The organism is Kitasatospora sp. NPDC058184, from assembly GCF_042883725.1.
GTDB lineage: Bacteria > Actinomycetota > Actinomycetes > Streptomycetales > Streptomycetaceae > Kitasatospora.
Window position 1 is genome coordinate 41,506 of record NZ_JBHVVE010000037.1, and the last position, 19,171, is coordinate 60,676.

The window sequence follows — 19,171 nt, forward strand, 5'->3', positions numbered from 1 at the left end:
TCAGCCTCCCGCGAACGGCGGGAGGACCTCGACCGTCCCGCCCTCGGTCAGGGCGACGGTCGCGTGGTCGCGGCCGCCCACCTGGGCCCCGTCGACCAGGTACGAGCAGTGCCCGAGCAGCTGGACGAGCTTCGGCCGGTCGGCGTGCCGCGCCCTGGCCGCCACCAGCGCCTCCGCCAGGGTCGCCGCCTCGTACGGCTCCTCGGCCAGCCCGGCCTCGGACTTCGCCGCCGCCCAGTAGCGGATCGTCCCGCGCACCCGGGCGCCGCTCGCGGGCTCGGTGGTCGCGCCCATCGGGCCACCCCTTCTCGTCGTCCTCGCCCGGCTCCGGTACCCCGGTCCGGCTCGCCACCGCGACGGCCGCCCGACCACCCGAACGATGGACCCGAACAGCGCCTCCGATGTGCGCCCCCCATGATGGCGTGTCGGCCACCACGAGCGGCAATCGCCCTGGCCGGACCGGCACGGAGTGCGCACCGGCCTCGCACCGGACCGCCACCCGGAGGCGCCGGACCAGCGCCGGACCGGCGCTCGAAGCTGTGTCCAGCCTCACCCGGCGCACGCCCGAATTGGGCGGACCGCCGGATTCCGGCACTCCCGGCGGAGGGGGCGGTCGGCTATCCTCGACCACCAAGAGGGATCCGGGCAGAGTCGCCCCCGGGTCCTTTTGTGCTTCCAGGACGCCGGTACGGACGTTCTTGCGATTCGTCGGCCCACCCCCGGCGCGCAGCAGGGACCTCCCGGCCGGCGCGGCACAACGACGTGCCCCGGCCGGCCGGGGCATCGCCACCCGGCACCGGGCCGCCACCCGGCGCCGGACCAGACCGGAGGGTTCGCGGTGAGGAACAGGGCAGAAACGGTGCGCCCGGGGTTGCGGGACCCCCGGCGGACCCGCCGTCGCGCCCCGCACGCCGTCCGCTCCCCCGGTCCGCCGCGACCGGCCGTCGTCCTCCCCTCCCCCTCAGCACGTGCGCCATCCGGCTGTGGCGGCAGCCGTCACGCGACCGCGACGACCCGGAAAGGGGACCACCGGGTATGAGTTCTCTCCTCCTCCTCACCAATGCGCTGCAACCGTCCGCCGAAGTGCTGCCCGCCCTCGGACTGCTGCTGCACAACGTCCGGGTGGCCCCCGCCGAGGGCTCGGCCCTGGTGGACACGCCCAGCGCGGACGTCATCCTGGTCGACGGCCGGCGTGACCTGCCGCAGATCCGCAGCCTCTGCCAGCTGCTGCGGTCCACCGGCATCGGCTGCCCGCTGATCCTGGTGGTCACCGAGGGCGGCCTGGCCGCCGTCACCGCCGAGTGGGGCATCGACGACGTCCTGCTGGACACCGCGGGCCCGGCCGAGGTCGAGGCCCGGCTGCGGCTCGCGCTCGGCCGCCTCCAGGTCGTCACCGACGACAGCCCGATGGAGATCCGCAACGGCGACCTCTCGGTCGACGAGGCGACCTACTCCGCCAAGCTCAAGGGCCGGGCGCTCGACCTCACCTTCAAGGAGTTCGAGCTGATCAAGTACCTCGCGCAGCACCCCGGCCGGGTCTTCACCCGGGCGCAGCTGCTGCAGGAGGTCTGGGGCTACGACTACTTCGGCGGCACCCGGACGGTGGACGTGCACGTCCGGCGGCTGCGCGCCAAGCTCGGCGTGGAGCACGAGCAGCTGATCGGCACGGTGCGCAACGTCGGCTACCGCTTCGTCGTCCCGGAGAAGCCCGAGAAGGGCGAGCGGCCGGAGCTCGCCCAGCGCCCCGCCACCCCCCTGGACGCCTGAGGACCGGCCGGGCGGGCCGTCCCCCGCCCGGCTTGTCCGGTTCCTCCCGGAGCCGCCCGCCGGCCTGCCGAACAAGGCCCCAGCTCCCCCTGCCGCCCCGGAGGCCACACGCGTAGACTCCCCCCGTGGCCAAAGTGACGCGCGACGATGTAGCCCGGCTGGCTGGTACCTCGACCGCGGTCGTCAGCTACGTCATCAACAACGGTCCGCGCCCGGTCGCACCCGCGACCCGGGAGAAGGTCCTCGCGGCGATCGACCAGCTCGGCTACCGGCCGAACAGCGTCGCCCAGGCGATGGCCTCCCGGCGCACCAACCTCATCGGCATGGTCGTCCCGGACGCCCGCCAGCCCTTCTTCGCCGAGATGGCGCACGCCGTGGAACGGGCCGCCTCCGAGCGCGGCAAGCTCGTGCTGATCGGCAACTCCGACTACGTGGACGACCGCGAGGTGCACTACGTCCGCGCCTTCCTCGGGATGCGCGTCTCCGGCCTGATCCTGGTCAGCCAGGGCCCCTCGCAGCGCGCCGCCGAGGAGTTCGCCGCGATGGAGGGCGCCAAGGTCGTGCTGCTGCACCGCCGGCCCGAGGCGATCGACGACGTCGCGGTGGTCACCGACGACGTGGCGGGCGCCGAGGCGATCGTGCGCCACCTGCTGGAGGTGCACGGGCACCCGTACGTGGCCTGCTTCGGCGGCCCGGTCGAGTCCCCCGCCCCCGGCGACCCGGTCATCGACCACGTCGAGGGCTGGCAGCGCGCCATGGACGCGCACGGCGTCCCCACCGAGCCGCACCTGATCGACGCGCCCTTCCACCGCTACGGCGCCTACGACGTCGCGCTCGGCGTGCTCCGCTCGCCGGACCGGCCGCGGGCGATCTTCTGCTCCACCGACGACCAGGCGATCGGCGTGCTGCGGGCCGCCCGCGAGGTCGGCCTGCGGGTCCCGGAGGACCTCGCGGTGGCCGGCTTCGACGACGTGCCGGAGGCCGCGCTCGCCGACCCGCCGCTGACCACCGTCGCCTCCGACCGCGACGCGATGGCCCGGGCCGCCGTGGACCTGGTGCTGGACGACTCGCTGATGGTGCCCGGCTCGGACACCGAGCGGGTCCGCACCTTCCCGTCCCGGCTGGTCATCCGCCGTTCCTGCGGCTGCGGCGGCGACGCCCCCGGCCGGTCCGTAGCGGAGTAGCCGGCCCGGACCGGAGCGGCGGGCCCGTACCGGAGCGGCCAGTTCCGCTCGGCAGGCGGGCTGACCAGGCTTTATGAGAACCCAACGGGCTTCTCTCCCCGTTCTGAGCCGGTTCTCATCCACTCCTCATGCACCGGGCCGAGCTTGGTCGACATGAGCGAGAAGCAGCAGCACCCCAGCGAGCAGTACGGCCCGTACGAGCCCCACGAGCAGTACGACCCCTACCAGGCCCACGGCCGGTACGGGCAGCACGGCCAGTACCAGGCCCCCGGGCAGTACGAGGCCCAGGAGCCCCGGGTGATCGAGGGCACCGTGCTCGGCGGCGGCCCGGCCGCCGGCGGCTCCGGCACCACCGGCGCGGACGGGTACGGGCCCGGGTACAGCTACCGCGAGGACCACTCCGACGGCGGCTTCGACGCCCCGCCGCCGCCCCCGCCGATCCCGCCCGAGCCGCCCACGATCCTCGGACCGGGCTCCCCCGAGGGCCCCGGCCACCACGGCGGCCGGGCCCGGCGCGGACTGCTGCGCGGCCGGCTCGCCCTGGTCACCGCCGTCGCCGCGGTCGCGGCCGTCCTCGGCGGGGTCACCGGCGGCCTGGTCGCCGCCGACCACCAGGGCTCCGAGAACCGCGTCGGCACCATCGCCAGCCCGGTCTCCGCCCGCTCCGACGGCACCGCCGACGTGGCCGCCGTCGCCGCCGCCGTCTCGCCCAGCACCGTCGAGATCACCGTCAAGACCGGCAACGGCACCGCCACCGGCACCGGCGTCGTCCTGAACACCGACGGGCAGATCCTCACCAACTACCACGTGATCGACACCGCGTCCGCCGGCGGCCGGATCACCGTCACCTTCAAGGACGGCTCCACCGCCCAGGCCACCGTCACCGGCACCGACAAGGCCCTCGACGTCGCCGTGATCACCGCCACCGGCGCGAAGAACCTCACCCCCGCCGTCCTCGGCGACTCCTCCGCCGTGGCCATCGGCGACCCGGTCGTCGCCATCGGCAACCCCGACGGCCTCACCGGCACCGTCACCTCCGGCATCATCAGCGCCGAGAACCGCGACGTCACCGTCCAGCTCGACGAGGGCAGCACCAGCAACAACGGCGGCTTCGGCCTCCCCTACCTGCCCGGCGTGCCCGGCCTGCGCGGCACCGCCCCGCAGTCCGACAGCGGCAGCACCACCACCTACAAGGCCTTCCAGACCGACGCCGCGCTCAACCCCGGCAACTCCGGCGGCCCGCTCATCAACGCCAACGGCCAGGTCATCGCCATCAACTCGGCGATGTACGCGCCCGGCGGATCCGGCTCCTCCGGCGGCTCGGCCGGCAGCGTCGGCCTCGGCTTCGCCATCCCGATCAACGACATCAAGCAGGTCCTGCCGAAGCTCGAAGCCGGCCAGAACCTGTGAGCACCGCTCCCTGAGACGGACAATTGCTCCCAGCAGGCCCTCCACCCGACGAGAAAGGGCACCCGCCCATGACCCCGTCCGCCGACGACCGCACCACCGCCGAGGCCGGCCACCCCTTCGCCCGGCTCCTCGTGGTCGACGACGAACCCGCCCTCCGGGACGCCCTGGAGAGCAGCCTCGCCTTCGAGGGGTACGAGGTCGCCACCGCCACCGACGGCTACGAAGCCCTGGAATCCGTCGAACGCGACCGGCCCGACCTCGTCCTGCTGGACATCATGATGCCCCGGATGGACGGCCTCACCGCCGTCCGCCGGATGCGCTCGCGCGGCGACACCGTCCCGGTGCTGATGCTGACCGCCCGCGACGCCGTCGGCGACCGCGTCACCGGTCTCGACGTCGGCGCCGACGACTACCTCGCCAAGCCCTTCGAGCTCGACGAACTGCTCGCCCGCGTCCGCGCCCTGCTGCGCCGCAACGCCCTCGCCGCCGAGGCCGCCGCCCGCGCCGCCGTCGAGGACGAGAGCGAGGTGCTCGCCTTCGCCGACCTGCGGATGAACACCGCCACCCGCGAGGTCACCCGGGCCGGCAAGCCGATCGAGCTCACCCGCACCGAGTTCATGCTGCTGGAGATGTTCCTCGCCCACCCCCGCCAGGTCCTCACCCGCGAGCAGATCCTCAAGGCGGTCTGGGGCTTCGACTTCGAGCCCTCCTCCAACTCCCTCGACGTGTACGTGATGTACCTGCGCCGCAAGACCGAGCAGGGCGGCATGCCCCGCCTGATCCAGACCGTACGCGGCGTCGGCTACGCCCTGCGCCCGGCCGCCGGCACGAGCGCGTGAACCACGTCCCGCCCCCACCGCTGGCACCCCCGCTGGCACCGCCCCGCACGCCCCGCCGCCGACAGCGCCTCCTCCACTGGTTCCGCTCCCGCTCGCTGCGCAGCCGCCTCACCTTCCTGAGCGCGGCGGCGGTGGCGGTGGCGATCGCGCTGTCGGCGCTGGCGTGCTGGTTCATCGTGGAGAAGCAGCTCTACGACCAGGTGCGGACCGACCTGGCCAACGCGACCGTGCCATCGGCGGCCCGAGTACCCCTGCTCCTCTGTTACCCGACCGCGGAACAGGCTCTGGCGAACCAGCCTACGAGCACCACCTCGGAGAACAGCATCGCGGTGGCCCGGGACACCCAGTTCGTGGTGGCCAACCCGACGGGCGTCTGCCTGCCCCCGAACGCGACCAAGGCGATCGTGGTCCAGCCCGGCGACACAGCCGGGTTCAGGCTCAAGAACGGCCAGTCGATCATCCGCGACGGCCGTTTCACCGACGGGACCCCGGCGGTCGTCCGGATCTCGCTGGCCCACTCCGTGTCGGGGCCGGCGCTGCTGATGGTCGCCACCTCCACCCAGCCCGTCGAGGACTCCCTCCAGGGCCTCGCCATCCTCCTCGGCTCCGTCTCCGCCGGCGGCATCCTGCTCGCCGCCATCGCCGGCCGGCTGGTCGCCCGTTCCTCCCTCAAGCCCGTCGACCAGCTCACCGACGCCGTCGAGCACATCGCCCGGACCGAGGAGGTGGGCACCACCATCCCGGTCAACGGACACGACGAGATCGCCCGCCTCTCCACGTCCTTCAACTCGATGAGCACCGCCCTCGCCAACTCCCGCGAGCGGCAGACCCGGCTGATAGCCGACGCCGGGCACGAGCTCCGCACCCCGCTGACCTCCCTGCGCACCAACGTCGACCTGCTGATCCGCAGCAACGACACCGGCCGCCCGCTGCCCGCCGCCACCAAGACCAAGCTGCTCGGCAACATGAAGGCGCAGATGCAGGAGCTCACCGTGCTGATCGGCGACCTGCTCCAGCTCTCCCGCCCGGACACCCCGAAGAGCGGCCCGGCCCCCACCGTGGTCGCCCTGCACGAGCTCGCCGGACGGGCCGTCGAACGGGCCAAGCTGCGCGGCCCGGGGCTGGTCTTCGAGACCGACACCGAGCCCTGGTACGTGCACGGCGACGCGGCCGGGCTGGAACGGGCGGTGATCAACCTGCTGGACAACGCGGTCAAGTACAGCCCGCCCGGCGGCACCATCGACGTCCGGCTGCACCGGGGCGTGCTGACCGTCCGCGACCACGGCCCCGGCATCCCGCCGGACGAGCTCCAGTACGTCTTCGACCGGTTCTGGCGCTCGCCCTCCTCGCGCCAGCTGCCCGGCTCCGGCCTCGGGCTGTCGATCGTCGCGCAGAGCGTCCGGGAGGCGGGTGGCGAGGTCACCCTCGGCCCGGCCGCGGACGGCGGTCCGGGCGCGCTGGCCACCGTCCGCCTGCCCGGCGGCCCCGCCCCGGAATGACGGAATGACGGAATGACGAAAGGGGCGGGTGGGGCGCCCCGACAGCGCCCCACCCGCCCCCGTCCCAGGGCTCACGCCCCGGAGCCGGCTCACGGTCAGTCGATGTCGCTGCCCGGGCCGATGATCTTGATCCGGTCCCGCGCCGGGGCCTGGAGCGGCGAGGCCGCCGTGCTGTGGGCGCTCAGGTAGGCCACGAAGACGTCCAGGTCCGAGGCGCCGACCAGCTTGTCGGTGCCGGCCGCGAAGGCCGGGAAGCCGTCGCCGCCGCCGGCCAGGAACTCGTTGGCCGCGACCCGGTAAGTGGCCGCCGGGTCGACCGGCGCGCCGTTCAGCCGCACCGAGTCCACGACCACCCGGTCCGCACCGGTCTTGCGCATGTCCAGGGTGTAGTGCAGGTTCGAGGACACCTGGAGGACCTTCGGCGCGGCCGCGTTGGAACCGCTCACCTGCTGCTGGAGCAGCTGGATCAGCTGGGCCCCGGTCAGCGTCTTGACCTGCATCATGTTGGTGAACGGCTGGACGGTGAACGCCTCGCCGTAGGTCACCACGCCGTCGCCCTCGCCGCCGGAGGCCTTGTAGACCAGGTCGGAGCGGATGCCGCCGGGGTTCATGAAGGCGACCTGCGCGCCGCCCTTGTCGGCCGGGGCCAGCCCGGCGAGCTGCGAGTCGGCGATCACGTCACCGAGCGGCTTCTCCAGGTCGCTGCTGCCGCGGCCGTTGATGTCCGAGGCGACGTAGCCGACCGGACGGTTGGCGATCGGGGCGGCCAGCTTGGAGTAGTGGTCGACCAGCGCCGTCATGTCCGACGCCTTCTCGACCGTGCGGCGCACCACGTGGTTCTCGGCCTTGACCGAGGGGCGCACGATCTCGCCGGTGGTCTTGTCCAGCTTCATGTCGATCTCGGTGAAGAGCCGGCCGAAGGAGGCGGCACTGGTCACCGAGCGCGGGACGCCATTGGGGTCGGGGATGCTGCAGGCGTACGCGTTGTGGGTGTGGCCGGTGACGATGGCGCCGACCGCCGGGTCGATCTTCTTGGCGATGTCGACGATCGGGCCGGAGACGCCCTGACCGGCCGCGCCGCAGTCGTAGTTGTAGACGCTGCTGGCCGGGTAGCCGCCCTCGTGGATCAGCGCGACGATCGAGTTGACGCCCTTGGCCTTGAGCTCGGCGGCGTACTTGTTGATCGTGGTGACCTCGTTGGCGAACTTCAGGCCCTTGACGCCCTCGGCGGTCACGATGTTCGGCGTGCCCTCCAGGGTGACGCCGATGAAGCCGACCTTCACGCCCTGGGACTTGGTCACCCAGTAGGGCGCCAGCAGCGGCTTGCCGGTCTTCTCGTCGGTGACGTTGGCCGACAGGTAGTTGAAGTTGGCGCCCTTGAAGGTGCGGCCGGGCTCGTAGCAGCCGTCGGTCGGGTGGCAGCCGCCGTCCTGCATGCGACGCAGCTCCTGCGCGCCCTCGTCGAACTCGTGGTTGCCCACGGAGGTGACGTCCAGGCCGAGCTTGTCCATCGCCTCGATGGTCGGCTCGTCGTGGAAGAGCGCCGAGGTCAGCGGGCTGGCGCCGATGATGTCGCCGGCCGCGACGGTGATCGAGTCGTCGGCCGGGATGCGCGCCTTGCGCAGCTCGGTGGCCAGGTACTCGATGCCGCCGGCCGGGGTGGCGACCTCCTTGCCGGTGGCCGGGTCAATCTCCTTGATCGTGCCGGACGAACCGGCCGGAGGCTCCAGGTTGCCGTGGAAGTCGTTGATCGCCAGCAGCTGGAGGTTGACGGTCTTGTGGCGCTTGGCGTCGGCGGCCTGGGCGGCCGTCGGCACGACGACCGTGCCGAGCAGACCAGCGGCGGCGACGACGGCGAGCGCCGTCCGTCGGGATCTGACGGTGAGCATGAAGGGTTCCCCTGCACCTTGGAGGGAGCACCGGCTGCGGACAGCGGCGGCGTTCGGGCGTGTGACATGTGTTGCGACTGCGAAGCCTAGGGTCAACGCGCGTAGCTGTCAGGACGTGGAACGTAACGAGAGGATTACCTACGGACGAACCGTCACCGTCCGCCGGGTGCGGAGCCTGCGGAGAAGGCCCCTCAGACCCCCGGCTCGGCCGCCAACTTCTGGTCTGCGCGCACCCGTTCGGCCACCGCGTCCTCGGTCATCGCGCGGTCGGTGTAGACCAGCGGGCGCTCCGCCTCGGTGATGATGTGTTTGACCACCTGGACGTTGCTGTTGACGTCCCAGACCGCGATGCCCGGCGACAGGGTCGGGATGATCTCCACCGCCCAGCGCGGCAGGCCCAGCACCCGGCCGGTGGCCCGCGCCTCCTCGGCCTTCTGCATGTAGATCGTCCGGGTCGAGGCCATCTTCAGGATCGCCGAGGCCTCCTTGGCCGCCGCGCCGTCCACCACGTCGGACAGGTGGTGGACCACCGCGACGAAGGACAGGCCGAGCCGGCGGCCGAACTTCAGCAGCCGCTGGAACAGCTGGGCCACGAAGGGGCTGTTGATGATGTGCCAGGCCTCCTCGACCAGGAAGATGCGCTTCTTCCGGTCCGGCCGGATCCAGGTGTGCTCCAGCCACACCCCGACGATCGCCATCAGGATCGGCATCGCGATCGAGTTGCGGTCGATGTGCGAGAGGTCGAAGACGATCAGCGGCGCGTCCAGGTCGATGCCGTCGGTCGTCGACCCGTCGAACATGCCCCGCAGGTCGCCGTCGACCAGCCGGTCCAGCACCAGCGCCACGTCCAGGCCCCAGGACTGCACCTCGCCCACCGCCACACCCAGCGACTCCACCGAGGACAGTTCGGGGTTGCGCAGGGTGTCGATGATGTCGTCCAGCACCGGCTGGCGGTCCTTCACCGAGGCCACCACGTGGGCGTGCGCGGCCTTCAGCGCGAAGCCGGCCCGCTCCTCCAGCCCGCGCCCCATCGCCACCTCGACGATCGTGCGCAGCAGCGACAGCTGGCCGTTCTGGGTGATCGCCGGGTCCAGCGGGTTGAGCTTCACCCCGCCGTCCCGGGCCGCCATCGGGTCCAGCCGGACCGGCTTTATGCCCAGCGCGTTGGCGATCAGGTTCCACTCGCCCACGCCGTCCTCGCCCTGCGCGTCCAGCACCACGACCTGGCGGTCGCGGAACCTCAGCTGCCGCAGCACGTACGTCTTCTCCAGCGCCGACTTGCCGTTGCCGGACTCACCGAGCACCAGCCAGTGCGGGGCGGGCAGCTGCTGCCCGTACAGCTGGAAGGGGTCGTAGACGTACCCCTTGCCGCTGTACACCTCGCGCCCGATGATCACCCCGGAGTCGCCCAGCCCCGGCGCGGCGGTCGGCAGGTAGACGGCCTGCGCCTGGCCGGTGGAGGTGCGCACCGGCAGACGGGTGGTCTCCACCTTGCCGAACATCAGGCTGGTGAACGCCTCGGAGAGGTTGCCGAGCGCCATGGGCGGGCTCCTGACGGGTCAGCGGTGGACGGACGTACGGGTGTGCGGGTGCACGGGTGTGCGGGTGCGTCCGCTCAGCGGCGGATGCCGGTGGCGAACGGGAGGGTGTTGACGAAGGCCCGGTGGTGCTCGCGGTCGCACCACTCCAGCTTGAGGTAGCTCTTGCCGGCCGAGGCCCGGATGGTCCGCTTGTCGCGGGCCAGCGCGTCGGGGTTGCGCGAGGAGACCGTGATGTAGCCGACCAGGTTCACCCCGGCCGCGCCGGAGGCCAGGTCGTCGCCGCGCTGGTCCACCCGGCCGGTGTGGGCCAGGTCGCGCGGGTCGACCGTGCGGTTCATCTTGGCCGCGCGGCTCGCCTCGGCCTCGTCGTTGGTCTTCTCGGTCAGCATCCGCTCGATCGCGACGTCGGTGGGCTCCAGGTCCATCGTCACCGCGACCGTCCGGATCACGTCCGGGGTGTGCACCAGCAGCGGCGCCAGGAAGTTGACGCCCACTGGGGTGAGCGGCCACTCCTTGATCCACGCGGTCGCGTGGCACCACGGCTCCCGGGTCGCCGACTCCCGGGTCTTCGCCTGCAGGTACTGCGGGTCGGTCGCGTCCAGCTCGGCCGGCCAGGCGTTGCGCCGGGACATCGCCTGGATGTGGTCGATCGGGTGGTCCGGGTCGTACATCGAGTGCAGCAGCGAGGAGAGCCGGGCCTGGCCCAGCGGCTGGCGCACCCGGATGTCCGCCTCGGCCAGCCGGGCGCAGATGTCGGTCAGCTCGCGCGCCATCACGGCCGCCAGCCCCTCGTCGTCCCGCGCCCGCCGCCCGGTGGCCGTCCGGCCCATCGCGTGCGCCTCGGCGGCCAGGTCACGGGTGTAGTGCATGCAGGCCACCAGGTACGCCCGGTGCTGCTCCGAGGAGGTCGACACCATCGACTGGAGCTGGTCGTACGAGTCCTGCAGCCAGCGCGGCGAGGACGGGTCCCCGCGCCGCTCGACGTCCTTGGCGTGCGCGTCCGGGTCGGCCGGCAGGGTCCGGGCCAGGATCTGCAGCCGGGTCACGAAGCCGTCCCCGTTGGCGACGTGCTTCAGCAGCGTCCCGAAGCGGTCGACCAGGGCCTCCTGGTCCTCCGAGTCCCGCAGGCCCACGCCCGGGCCCTCGATCTCGATCGCGGCCGTCACCGTGCGCCGCTCCAGGTGCATCAGCACCCCGACCTCGTCCGGCCCGAACGGCGCCGTCAGCCAGCGCAGCCGCCCCACCCCCGGCGGCGGGCCGACCTCCACCTCCCGGCCGTCCAACCGGGTGCCCGCGTCCATCACGTCCGAACGCCACACCGCCCGCCCGCTGCGGACCGTCCGGCGGTAGGTGCGGTTGATCTCCACCCACTTGTAGAACGTCCGCCTGCGGTACGGCACGTACACCGCCGCGATGGCGAGCGCCGGCAGACCGACCAGACCGCCGATCCGCAGCGGCAGGACCGGCATCAGCAGGCCCCAGAGCATGCCGAGGAAGGCCCCGAAGATGATCAGCACGATCTCGCCGGACTCCCGGTTCCGGCCGATCGGCGCGTTCGGGCGGGCCTTGCCGATCAGGTAGGTGCGGCGCTGGTGGACGTACGGCTGGGCGTACTGGGCACCGTACTGGCCGAGCGGTTCACTGCTCACTTACCCGTCACCCTCCCTTCGCTGGATTGCTGTCGCGGATCGGAACCGGGCCCTGCTTCGGCCCGCCCTGCGGCGGCGGGGACGGCGTCCGCCCGGCGTGCGCGGCGATGCCCGGCGCGACCGAACCGCCGCCGGCACCCCCGCCGCCCCCCGTACCGGCCGCCTGGCCGCGGTCGCCGTGGGTGCTGATGCCCTGCTTCATCAGGTTCGCGGTGCCGTTGATCATCGCCGAACCGGCCTGCACGGCATTGGCCCGGGCCCCGCGCATGTTCAGCATCTCGTCGCCGAAGCCCGGCACGAAGCGGTAGACCGAGGCGCTCGCGAAGATCGACAGGAACAGGATCGCCAGCCCGGACAGCACCCGGGCGAAGTCGTCGTCCGCCCCGGAGCCGGTCGCCACCGCGCCCGCCAGGCCCAGGATGACCACGATGATCGGCTTCGCCAGGTCCACCGCCAGCATCACCCCCGCCCAGCGCCGCACGTGCTTCCACAGCTGCCGGTCCACCAGCCCCGCGTACACCGCCGTACCCAGCAGCGCGCCGACGTACAGCATCGCCGCCCGGATCAGAAGCTCCACCCAGAGCACCGCCGCCGCCAGCACCGCGACCAGCGACACGATCACGAGTATCAGCGGGCCGCCGCCCATGTCGCCCTTCTCCAGCGTGTCGGCGAAGCCCCCCAGGTACGACCCGGTGTCCGTCTTCGTCCCGACCGCGATCGCCTTGGTCAGCCCGTCCGTCACGCTCACCACGGTGTACAGGATCAACGGCGTGAACGCGGACGCCACCACCGTCAGCCACAGGAAGCCGATCGCCTCCGAGAACGCCGTCGCCAACGGCGCCCCCCGCACCGCCCGCTTCGCCACCGCCAGCAGCCACAGCACCAGCGTGATCACCGTCGACACGGCGAACACCACGGCGTACTGCTGCAGGAACGACGCGTTGGTGAAGTCCACCTGCGTCGTCCCGTCGATCGCCCCCGACAGCTTCCGCACCACCCACGCCGCGGCCTGCGCACAGCTCTTGGCCAACGACCCGAGCGGATCGGCCACGGCCCCGACGGCGCCGCCACCGGGGACCGAACCTCCGGGCTTGGAGGCACAGTAGACGTCGCTACCGGGCAACGGCAGGACGTCGCAGTTGTTGCTGGCCGAAGGGCTCGGGCTCGGGTCCGCGATGGCCCGGGACGCCATACCGATGGCTGCGGCCTGGAAGAGAGCGAAGGCCGTGACGACCCGGCCGAACCGAGGAAGCCGTTTCCTGATCTCACCGTCAACGCGCATAGCGGAACCCTCCGAACTGCTCTGCTGATCCGGCGATCTCATCCGCTGTGGCCGCCTGCTGGTCGCCCGGCAGGGGCGCCGGGCCTGACTTACGAGTGAAGTCGGTGAGCTTCCAGTCGCTGCCCGTCCAGTGCAGCGAGAGCGTGAGGGTGAACCAGTTGGTGGTCACCGGCTGGACGGAGTGCTCGCCGGCGAGGCCGGTGAGGCCGGTGCACCACACCTCGACCTTGGCGTCGCCGTCGCTGTAGCCCGTCGACTTGGTGCCGACCGGTACCGTGCGGCTGACGAAGGTGAGGCCCTTGGGCGCGTGGCCCTGGGCGTCGAGGCCGTAGCGGGTGGCGGTGTCGCCGCCGAAGCCCTGGTCCAGCCGGCCCTGGAGCCCTGCCAGGGCGTCCGGGTCGGCGATGGTGGTGATGATGCCGTGCCGGCTGTCGGTGCGGAACATGTCCGCGGAGCCGATCGCCACCGCGTAGTTGGTGGCGGCCGACTGGGCACCGGGTTCGGTGTGCGGGTAGCCGGTGGGGATGCCGTTGACGGTGGTGCCGACGGGCTGGTCGCCGCTGGGGGCGGGGCCGGCGCCGGAGCCGGCGCGGTCGGCGGAGGCGCCGCCGCCTCCGGTGCCGCTTCCGCTGCCGGGTGTGACCCGGTTGGCGATGGCGATGGCCACGACGAGCAGGGTGACGACCACGAGGACGGCCAGCAGAGCGCGCAGCGGGCGGGACTGACGGTGGTTCTGCTGGGGGGAGGACTGTTCGCCGACCGGCAGGCGCGTACGGGTGCGCGGCTGGTCGTCGGACAACGGCACGGCGGCCCTCCTGGTGCGGGGAGCCGGGGCGGCTCCGGGGGCCCTCCGCCCGGGGGCGGGCGCGAGCGGAGGGTGGGAACGGGGGTGGGGTCCTGGCGGGCCGGCCGTCGGAGGGGGTCCGGACGGGGACCCGGTCTCAGGCAGATCGGACTACTGCTGTCCGATCGTCAGATCGCCATGCCGTAGACAATGGTGAACAGAGTGCCGAGTGATCCGATGATGAACACGCCGGTCAGTCCGGCGACGATCAGCCCCTTGCCCTGTTCGGCGCCGAAGCTGTCGCGCATCGCGGTCGCCCCGATCCGCTGCTTGGCCGCGCCCCAGACCGCGATGCCGAGGCAGAGGAGGATGGCGACGGCCATGATGACCTCGACCATCACCCGCGCCTCCGACCCGAGGGTCGCGAACGGCCCCCAGTCCGGGGCGATTCCGCCGATGATGGTGTCGATGTTCGGCTTCTTGGGGGGGTCCTCGGCCAGGTGGCTGACCGCATTGGTGTGCACGCTGCTCAGGTTCATTTCCATCTCACCGCCCGATCAGGCAAATTCAAGGGCCCGGACCCGGCCCGCGCGAAGGGTCGGTACCTATTCTTGGCCAGATCTGATGTCGACTTGGCTACTTCTCGCGGATTGGTCGTGAGGCATCGGACACGTACGCGAGGATGTACACCGTACGAAGGATAGCGCTCACTGTTCGTATCTCTGATGATTGCGGTGAGCAACGCCTTCCGGGACACTTCGACTGACGACTCGTCGGGATGGTGCTGATGGTACTCCGGAAGGCCGGTACGGCCGCCGTCGCTGCGGGAGTTGTTGGTTTCGGGTTCATCGGGCTGGTGACGATAGGGACTTATGCGGCGAGTGGGACGCCGCAGCAGGCGGCGAATCGTTCCGCCCTGTCCCCCGGAACGGTCCCCGCGGCCTACCAGGAACCGATCCAGCGGTGGGGTGCGCTCTGCGCGGAGATCTCCCCGCCGATGCTCGCGGCGCAGCTGTACCAGGAGAGCGGTTTCGACCCCAAGGCGCGCTCCGGGGTCGGGGCGCAGGGCATGGCGCAGTTCATGCCGGGCACCTGGAGCTCGTACGCCACCGACGGCAACGGGGACGGCAGGGCGGACGTCTGGGACCCGCTGGACGCGATCGCCTCGGCCGCGACCTACGACTGCGCGATCGCCAAGCAGGTCGCGAAGGTCCCGGGCGACCCGCAGGCCAATCTGCTGGCCGCCTACAACGCCGGCGAGGGCGCGGTGCTCAAGTACAACGGGATCCCGCCGTACCGGGAGACCCAGGGCTACGTGCGGAACATCCAGGCGATGGCCCGCAGCTTCACCGCTCCGGTCTCGCCGACCGCGCCGCTGGAGGTGTCCGCGCAGTCGTCGGCCGCGATCTACTTCGCGCAGACCAAGCTCGGCACCCCGTACCTGTGGGGCGGCGAGGGCCTGCCCTCGCAGAACGGGCGGTTCGACTGCTCGGGCCTGACCCAGGCCGCGTTCGCCAGTGTGGGCATCACCCTGCCCCGGGTGGCCAACGACCAGTGGTACGCCGGGCCGCACCCGTCGCGGGACCAGCTGCGGCCGGGCGACCTGGTGTTCTGGGCGACGGACCTGAGCGATCCGCGGAGCATCCACCACGTCGGGATCTACGTCGGCGGCGGGTACATGATCAACGCGCCGCACACCGGCGCGGTGATCCGCTACGACAAGATCGACACCCGGGAGTACATCGGCGCGACCCGGGTCACCTCGGACGGCGCCCAGGCGCTGCCGACCCGCAACAACGACGGCGTGGTGAACGCCCCGAGCCGGCCGGGCGGGACGGAGCCCACCGCCCCGGCGGGAGGCCAGGGCGGCACCCAGGGCAGCGCGCCGGGCAGTGCTCCGAGCGGTGCTCCGGCAGCCTCCGGCCGGCCCGCGGCCGCCGCCCCGCCCGCGCAGGCCGGGCCGAGTCCCACCGGGACGGGAGGGTAGGCCCGAGGAGGCCGGGACGGCCGGGACCTGTGTGCGCGCCGTGGACGCTGAGTCACGTTTACATAACCGCGTGTTTCCATGGAACGCTGTGTCCCGGCGATGACGTTGGGTCCGGTGGCCCCCCGTCAGCTTTCGGCGCCGGGCCAGCCCCGGCGGGAACGTACAGGTGCAGTGGACCAGAAGGAGGTGCGGCGTGTCGACGCCGCTTGCCGACACGACCAACCCCGACCTCGACCTGCTCTACGCCGTCAACGGCCTGGCCAAGCGCTCCCCGCAGTGGCTTGACCACCTGGTCTCGTGGATCGGCGAGTACGGCATCCTGATCGGCCTGGCGATGCTGGGCCTGGTGGCCTGGCTCCAGGCCAGGCGCCGTCCGGACGCGCCGGTGGCGATGGCCGGGCTGCTCTGGGTGCCGCTCTCGGTGGCGGTCGCCGAGCTGGCGAACCTGCCGATCGCCGCGATCGTGAACCGCCCACGCCCCTTCGTCGACCATCCGGGGCTGCTGGTGCTGGTGGACGGCAAGGCCGGCACCCACTCCTTCGTCAGCGACCACTCGACCATGACGATGGGCGTCGCGGTGGCGCTGTTCCTGGTGAACCGCAGGCTGGGCTGGATCGCCGGCGGGCTGGCGCTGCTCCAGGGCTTCTGCCGGATGTTCATGGGCGTCCACTACCCGACCGACGTGATCGGCGGCTTCGCGCTGGCCGTCGCCGTGGTGCTGCTGCTGGCGCCGATCGCGATGGCGGTGCTGGTGCCGTTCTGCCACGCGCTGAGCCGGACGGCGGTCGCCCCGCTGATCCGGGCGCCCGAGCGCGGCGGCGCGGCCCGCGGCGGGGCCGGTCCGCGCGGCCGTCGGCGCGGGCGCGGGACGGTGCGGGCCGGGGAGCAGCCGCCGGAGTCCGACCTCGCGGCCTGAGCCCGCGGGCGGACGCGGCCAAGCGGTCCAGGCGGTCAGTCCGGCTCGGCACCGTTCCCGGCGAGGTGGTCGGCCCCCTCACGGCGGGCCAGGTCGCGCGAGCGGCGGGCCGGGGAGTACCAGCCGCAGCTGCAGGTCGCGAAGGCGAAGGAGCCGCGCTCGCTGATCACGAGGCGGTGTTCGGGCATCCTGGTGGTGCCGGGTGCGACCGGCAGCTCACTGTGCACGTGGTTCACCGTAACGCGCCGGACGCCCCCCGCGCGACGCTCCGGCGGTACCGGCCCCGTAACCCTTCGCGCCCCAACTCGTTTGCCCGGAAAGAGCTCTGCCCACCGGTGGTGTCCGGCGGGGCAGTCGGGCCCGAGGGGGTTGTCGCGAGGATGAAGATGACCGACCAGCAGCGCACCGGACGGCCGGCACGCCGGCCGGGTCCGCACCTGCGCTCGGCGGCCGGGGCCGCCCTGCTCGCCGCCGCCCTGGCGGCGGGGGCCGCCGGCTGCTCCGGAGGATCCGTCGACGGCTCCTCCGACCAGCAGTCGGCCGCGCCCGACCAGCTCGCCGCGGACCCGCTGACGGCGGTGCGCAACGCCGCCGACATCACCGGCCGCACCGGCTCCGCGCACACCGCGACGGAGCTGGTCACCGAGTCCGCCGAGAAGAAGGCCTCGTTCAGCGGCACGGGCGGCTACGACTACGTCAAGCGGATCGGCCGGCTGGAGGTCCAGGTGCCGCCGGGCGCGGCGACCACCGGGAAGATCGTCGAGGTGGTCCTGCCGGGCACCGTCTACCTCCAGAACAGCGGCGCCAAGGTCCCCGAGGGCAAGTGGGTCAAGCTGGACGTGCGTCAGCTGCCGGACGGCAACCTGGTCAGCAGCGGCGCCACCGACCCGGCCTCGGCGGCGGGGGCGCTGCGCGGGGCGCAGAAGGCGGAGGCGGTGGGCACCGAGACCGTCGACGGCGTCGCGCTGCACCACTACCGGGGCACCCTGGACCTGGCGAAGGCCGCCGACGCGACCGGCGGGCGGGGCGGGGACGGCCTGCGGACGGGCGCGCAGACCTTCACCGTCAAGGAGGTCCCGTACGACGCCTGGCTGGACGACCAGGGCCGGCTGCGCAAGGTGGTCGAGGTGTTCACCTTCGCCGGGGTGGCCGGGTCGAAGGAGCCCAAGGACCAGGTGAAGGTGACGTCGACGACCTCGTTGGCGGACTTCGGCAAGCCGGTGGAGGCGGCCGAGCCCGCGGCCTCGGACATCTACCAGATGAAGCCCACGGAGAGCCCGAAGTAGGGCGGGTCCGATGCTTCCCGGGCTGCCGGGGCGAGACGGGGTGCGGCCGGGGCGGGTGGCCGTCCGGGGAGCGACGGCCACCCGTTTCGGCGGTGCCGAGATGGCCCGTCCGTGCCATGTGGACGGGCCCCGGAGTGCCTAGGCTGGGCTCCGGGTGGCTGCCGCCCGGGCTGGCGAGGCACTGAAGGGGTGGTGCAGGTGGTGTCGTCCACGGGCGGCCGCAGCGGCGGCCACGACGACGCGGCCCTCGACGAGATCGATCTGGCCGGGGAGCTGATGATCGCCGCGACGGCCAGCTCCGGCGACCGGCTGCCGACCGAGCGGATCGACGAGGTGCTGCTGGACCGGGGCGAACCCGGGCAGGCCGACCGGGAGGCCGACGGCTAGCGGGGCCCGCGCGGCGGGCCCCGGAGCGGCGGACGGCCGGCGGCTCAGCTGCGCAGTAGGCGGCTGATCGCGGCGGTGGCCTCGGCCACCTTGGCGTCCAGTTCGGCGCCGCCCTCCTCGGCGGCCGCGGCGACGCAGTGCCGCAGGTGCTCCTCCAGCAGGGAGAGCGCGAAGGACTGCAGCGCCTTGGTGCCGGCCGAGACCTGGGTGAGCACGTCGATGCAGTAGACGTCCTCGTCCACCATGCGCTGGAGGCCGCGGATCTGGCCCTCGATCCGGCGCAGCCGCTTGAGGTGGGCGTCCTTCTGCGCGCTGTAGCCGTGCGGGCCGTGGTGCCCGGCCGGGGCGTGGCCGGCGTGCGGGTCGGTCCCCTGCGCGTGCTCCGGCTCGGTGCGCGCTTGCGTGGTGGTCATCGGCCCCGCCTTCGTCTCAGTGCCTGGTGGCTGCGTCGGCCACCAGTGTCCAACACCGGGGCCCTCCGTGGTGTTCCGACGGCCGACCCGGCACGTGCCGCGGGGCCGGGAGCGGGGGTGCCCGGCGGTTCACCCGTCTGAGCGGCGCCCCGGTCTTCCGTACGCACGACGGGGACAATCCGGGCGAGGTTCCGTCAGACTGAGGGCTCCAGTCCGCACGTGGCGGTGCGGTCCGGATCAGCCGGTGCGGCAGCCGAACGGAAGGGGAGCTTCCGGCTCCTTCCCCGGCCCCCCGTTTGCGTGATTGCGCTTGGTTGCACCTAGCATCGTTCAGTCCC

General features: G+C 72.6%; 18 protein-coding genes. 9 read left to right on the forward strand and 9 right to left on the reverse strand.

Annotated features, from left to right (window positions below; genetic code table 11):
• Positions 1-294 carry a MoaD/ThiS family protein gene (locus ACFVXH_RS39355; RefSeq protein ID WP_387830974.1) on the reverse strand — a complete coding sequence of 98 codons (294 nt, stop codon included), beginning with the start codon at positions 292-294 and terminating at the stop codon, positions 1-3.
• A 741-nt stretch (positions 295-1,035) separates the two neighbouring features.
• On the opposite strand from ACFVXH_RS39355, the gene ACFVXH_RS39360 reads away from it, so the two are divergent.
• The 5 genes from ACFVXH_RS39360 (at position 1,036) to ACFVXH_RS39380 (ending at position 6,699) form a co-directional block, all read left to right on the forward strand.
• Positions 1,036-1,767 carry a response regulator transcription factor gene (locus ACFVXH_RS39360; RefSeq protein ID WP_074006427.1) on the forward strand — a complete coding sequence of 244 codons (732 nt, stop codon included), beginning with the start codon at positions 1,036-1,038 and terminating at the stop codon, positions 1,765-1,767.
• A 125-nt stretch (positions 1,768-1,892) separates the two neighbouring features.
• Positions 1,893-2,951 carry a LacI family DNA-binding transcriptional regulator gene (locus tag ACFVXH_RS39365; RefSeq protein WP_049659714.1) on the forward strand — a complete coding sequence of 353 codons (1,059 nt, stop codon included), beginning with the start codon at positions 1,893-1,895 and terminating at the stop codon, positions 2,949-2,951.
• Positions 2,952-3,104: 153 nt separating this feature from the next.
• Positions 3,105-4,361, forward strand: coding sequence for a S1C family serine protease (locus ACFVXH_RS39370; RefSeq protein WP_387830977.1), 1,257 nt, complete (start codon positions 3,105-3,107; stop codon positions 4,359-4,361).
• Positions 4,362-4,429: 68 nt separating this feature from the next.
• Complete coding sequence (locus ACFVXH_RS39375; protein ID WP_074006426.1) at positions 4,430-5,200, forward strand: response regulator transcription factor; 771 nt, start codon at positions 4,430-4,432, stop codon at positions 5,198-5,200.
• Positions 5,197-6,699, forward strand: a complete 1,503-nt coding sequence (locus tag ACFVXH_RS39380; protein WP_387830979.1) for an ATP-binding protein — start codon at positions 5,197-5,199, stop codon at positions 6,697-6,699. Before ACFVXH_RS39375 ends, ACFVXH_RS39380 begins: the two co-directional genes overlap by 4 nt.
• 95 nt (positions 6,700-6,794) lie before the next feature.
• Here the strand turns inward: ACFVXH_RS39380 and ACFVXH_RS39385 are convergent, their stop codons facing one another.
• From ACFVXH_RS39385 to ACFVXH_RS39410, 6 genes are all read right to left on the reverse strand, one after another.
• The gene (locus tag ACFVXH_RS39385; protein ID WP_387830981.1) at positions 6,795-8,588 is read right to left on the reverse strand and encodes a bifunctional metallophosphatase/5'-nucleotidase; all 1,794 of its coding nucleotides are present in this window, start codon (positions 8,586-8,588) and stop codon (positions 6,795-6,797) included.
• Positions 8,589-8,779: 191 nt separating this feature from the next.
• Positions 8,780-10,129: an ATP-binding protein gene (locus tag ACFVXH_RS39390; protein WP_049654291.1), complete on the reverse strand. Its 1,350-nt coding sequence runs from the start codon at positions 10,127-10,129 to the stop codon at positions 8,780-8,782.
• A 74-nt stretch (positions 10,130-10,203) separates the two neighbouring features.
• Positions 10,204-11,778, reverse strand: a complete 1,575-nt coding sequence (locus ACFVXH_RS39395) for an SCO6880 family protein (RefSeq protein ID WP_049654294.1) — start codon at positions 11,776-11,778, stop codon at positions 10,204-10,206.
• Positions 11,779-11,785: 7 nt separating this feature from the next.
• Complete coding sequence (locus tag ACFVXH_RS39400) at positions 11,786-12,808, reverse strand: hypothetical protein (RefSeq protein WP_387830984.1); 1,023 nt, start codon at positions 12,806-12,808, stop codon at positions 11,786-11,788.
• 241 nt (positions 12,809-13,049) lie between these two features.
• Positions 13,050-13,865, reverse strand: a complete 816-nt coding sequence (locus ACFVXH_RS39405; RefSeq protein WP_387830986.1) for a hypothetical protein — start codon at positions 13,863-13,865, stop codon at positions 13,050-13,052.
• A 167-nt stretch (positions 13,866-14,032) separates the two neighbouring features.
• On the reverse strand, positions 14,033-14,383 hold the full coding sequence (locus tag ACFVXH_RS39410) for a hypothetical protein (protein WP_049654299.1): 351 nt from the start codon (positions 14,381-14,383) through the stop codon (positions 14,033-14,035).
• Between the two features lie 248 nt (positions 14,384-14,631).
• On the opposite strand from ACFVXH_RS39410, the gene ACFVXH_RS39415 reads away from it, so the two are divergent.
• Together ACFVXH_RS39415 and ACFVXH_RS39420 are read left to right on the forward strand one after the other, a co-directional pair.
• Complete coding sequence (locus ACFVXH_RS39415) at positions 14,632-15,831, forward strand: bifunctional lytic transglycosylase/C40 family peptidase (RefSeq protein WP_074006442.1); 1,200 nt, start codon at positions 14,632-14,634, stop codon at positions 15,829-15,831.
• 193 nt (positions 15,832-16,024) lie between these two features.
• Positions 16,025-16,747: a phosphatase PAP2 family protein gene (locus ACFVXH_RS39420; RefSeq protein WP_387830988.1), complete on the forward strand. Its 723-nt coding sequence runs from the start codon at positions 16,025-16,027 to the stop codon at positions 16,745-16,747.
• Between the two features lie 35 nt (positions 16,748-16,782).
• Here the strand turns inward: ACFVXH_RS39420 and ACFVXH_RS39425 are convergent, their stop codons facing one another.
• Positions 16,783-16,974, reverse strand: coding sequence for a hypothetical protein (locus ACFVXH_RS39425; RefSeq protein WP_143204767.1), 192 nt, complete (start codon positions 16,972-16,974; stop codon positions 16,783-16,785).
• A 159-nt stretch (positions 16,975-17,133) separates the two neighbouring features.
• Between ACFVXH_RS39425 and ACFVXH_RS39430 the strand changes: the two genes are divergently transcribed.
• Together ACFVXH_RS39430 and ACFVXH_RS39435 are read left to right on the forward strand one after the other, a co-directional pair.
• Positions 17,134-18,033, forward strand: coding sequence for a hypothetical protein (locus ACFVXH_RS39430; protein ID WP_049655966.1), 900 nt, complete (start codon positions 17,134-17,136; stop codon positions 18,031-18,033).
• A 198-nt stretch (positions 18,034-18,231) separates the two neighbouring features.
• Positions 18,232-18,420 (forward strand): hypothetical protein, encoded by a 189-nt coding sequence (locus ACFVXH_RS39435; protein ID WP_259316698.1) that lies wholly within the window; start codon positions 18,232-18,234, stop codon positions 18,418-18,420.
• Positions 18,421-18,464: 44 nt separating this feature from the next.
• On the opposite strand, the gene ACFVXH_RS39440 is transcribed toward ACFVXH_RS39435, so the two are convergent.
• Positions 18,465-18,833 carry a metal-sensitive transcriptional regulator gene (locus tag ACFVXH_RS39440; protein WP_049655968.1) on the reverse strand — a complete coding sequence of 123 codons (369 nt, stop codon included), beginning with the start codon at positions 18,831-18,833 and terminating at the stop codon, positions 18,465-18,467.
• Between the last annotated feature and the right edge of the window lie 338 nt (positions 18,834-19,171).

What these genes read in the sequence shown, in the direction of transcription:
- ACFVXH_RS39410 (WP_049654299.1), bottom strand. Translation starts at nt 14,383, where the DNA reads ATGAACCTGAGCAGCGTGCACACCAATGCGGTCAGCCACCTGGCCGAG.
- ACFVXH_RS39440 (WP_049655968.1), bottom strand. Translation starts at nt 18,833, where the DNA reads ATGACCACCACGCAAGCGCGCACCGAGCCGGAGCACGCGCAGGGGACC.
- ACFVXH_RS39360 (WP_074006427.1), top strand. Translation starts at nt 1,036, where the DNA reads ATGAGTTCTCTCCTCCTCCTCACCAATGCGCTGCAACCGTCCGCCGAA.
- ACFVXH_RS39430 (WP_049655966.1), top strand. Translation starts at nt 17,134, where the DNA reads ATGACCGACCAGCAGCGCACCGGACGGCCGGCACGCCGGCCGGGTCCG.
- ACFVXH_RS39415 (WP_074006442.1), top strand. Translation starts at nt 14,632, where the DNA reads ATGGTACTCCGGAAGGCCGGTACGGCCGCCGTCGCTGCGGGAGTTGTT.
- ACFVXH_RS39390 (WP_049654291.1), bottom strand. Translation starts at nt 10,129, where the DNA reads ATGGCGCTCGGCAACCTCTCCGAGGCGTTCACCAGCCTGATGTTCGGC.
- ACFVXH_RS39355 (WP_387830974.1), bottom strand. Translation starts at nt 294, where the DNA reads ATGGGCGCGACCACCGAGCCCGCGAGCGGCGCCCGGGTGCGCGGGACG.
- ACFVXH_RS39370 (WP_387830977.1), top strand. Translation starts at nt 3,105, where the DNA reads ATGAGCGAGAAGCAGCAGCACCCCAGCGAGCAGTACGGCCCGTACGAG.
- ACFVXH_RS39375 (WP_074006426.1), top strand. Translation starts at nt 4,430, where the DNA reads ATGACCCCGTCCGCCGACGACCGCACCACCGCCGAGGCCGGCCACCCC.
- ACFVXH_RS39385 (WP_387830981.1), bottom strand. Translation starts at nt 8,588, where the DNA reads ATGCTCACCGTCAGATCCCGACGGACGGCGCTCGCCGTCGTCGCCGCC.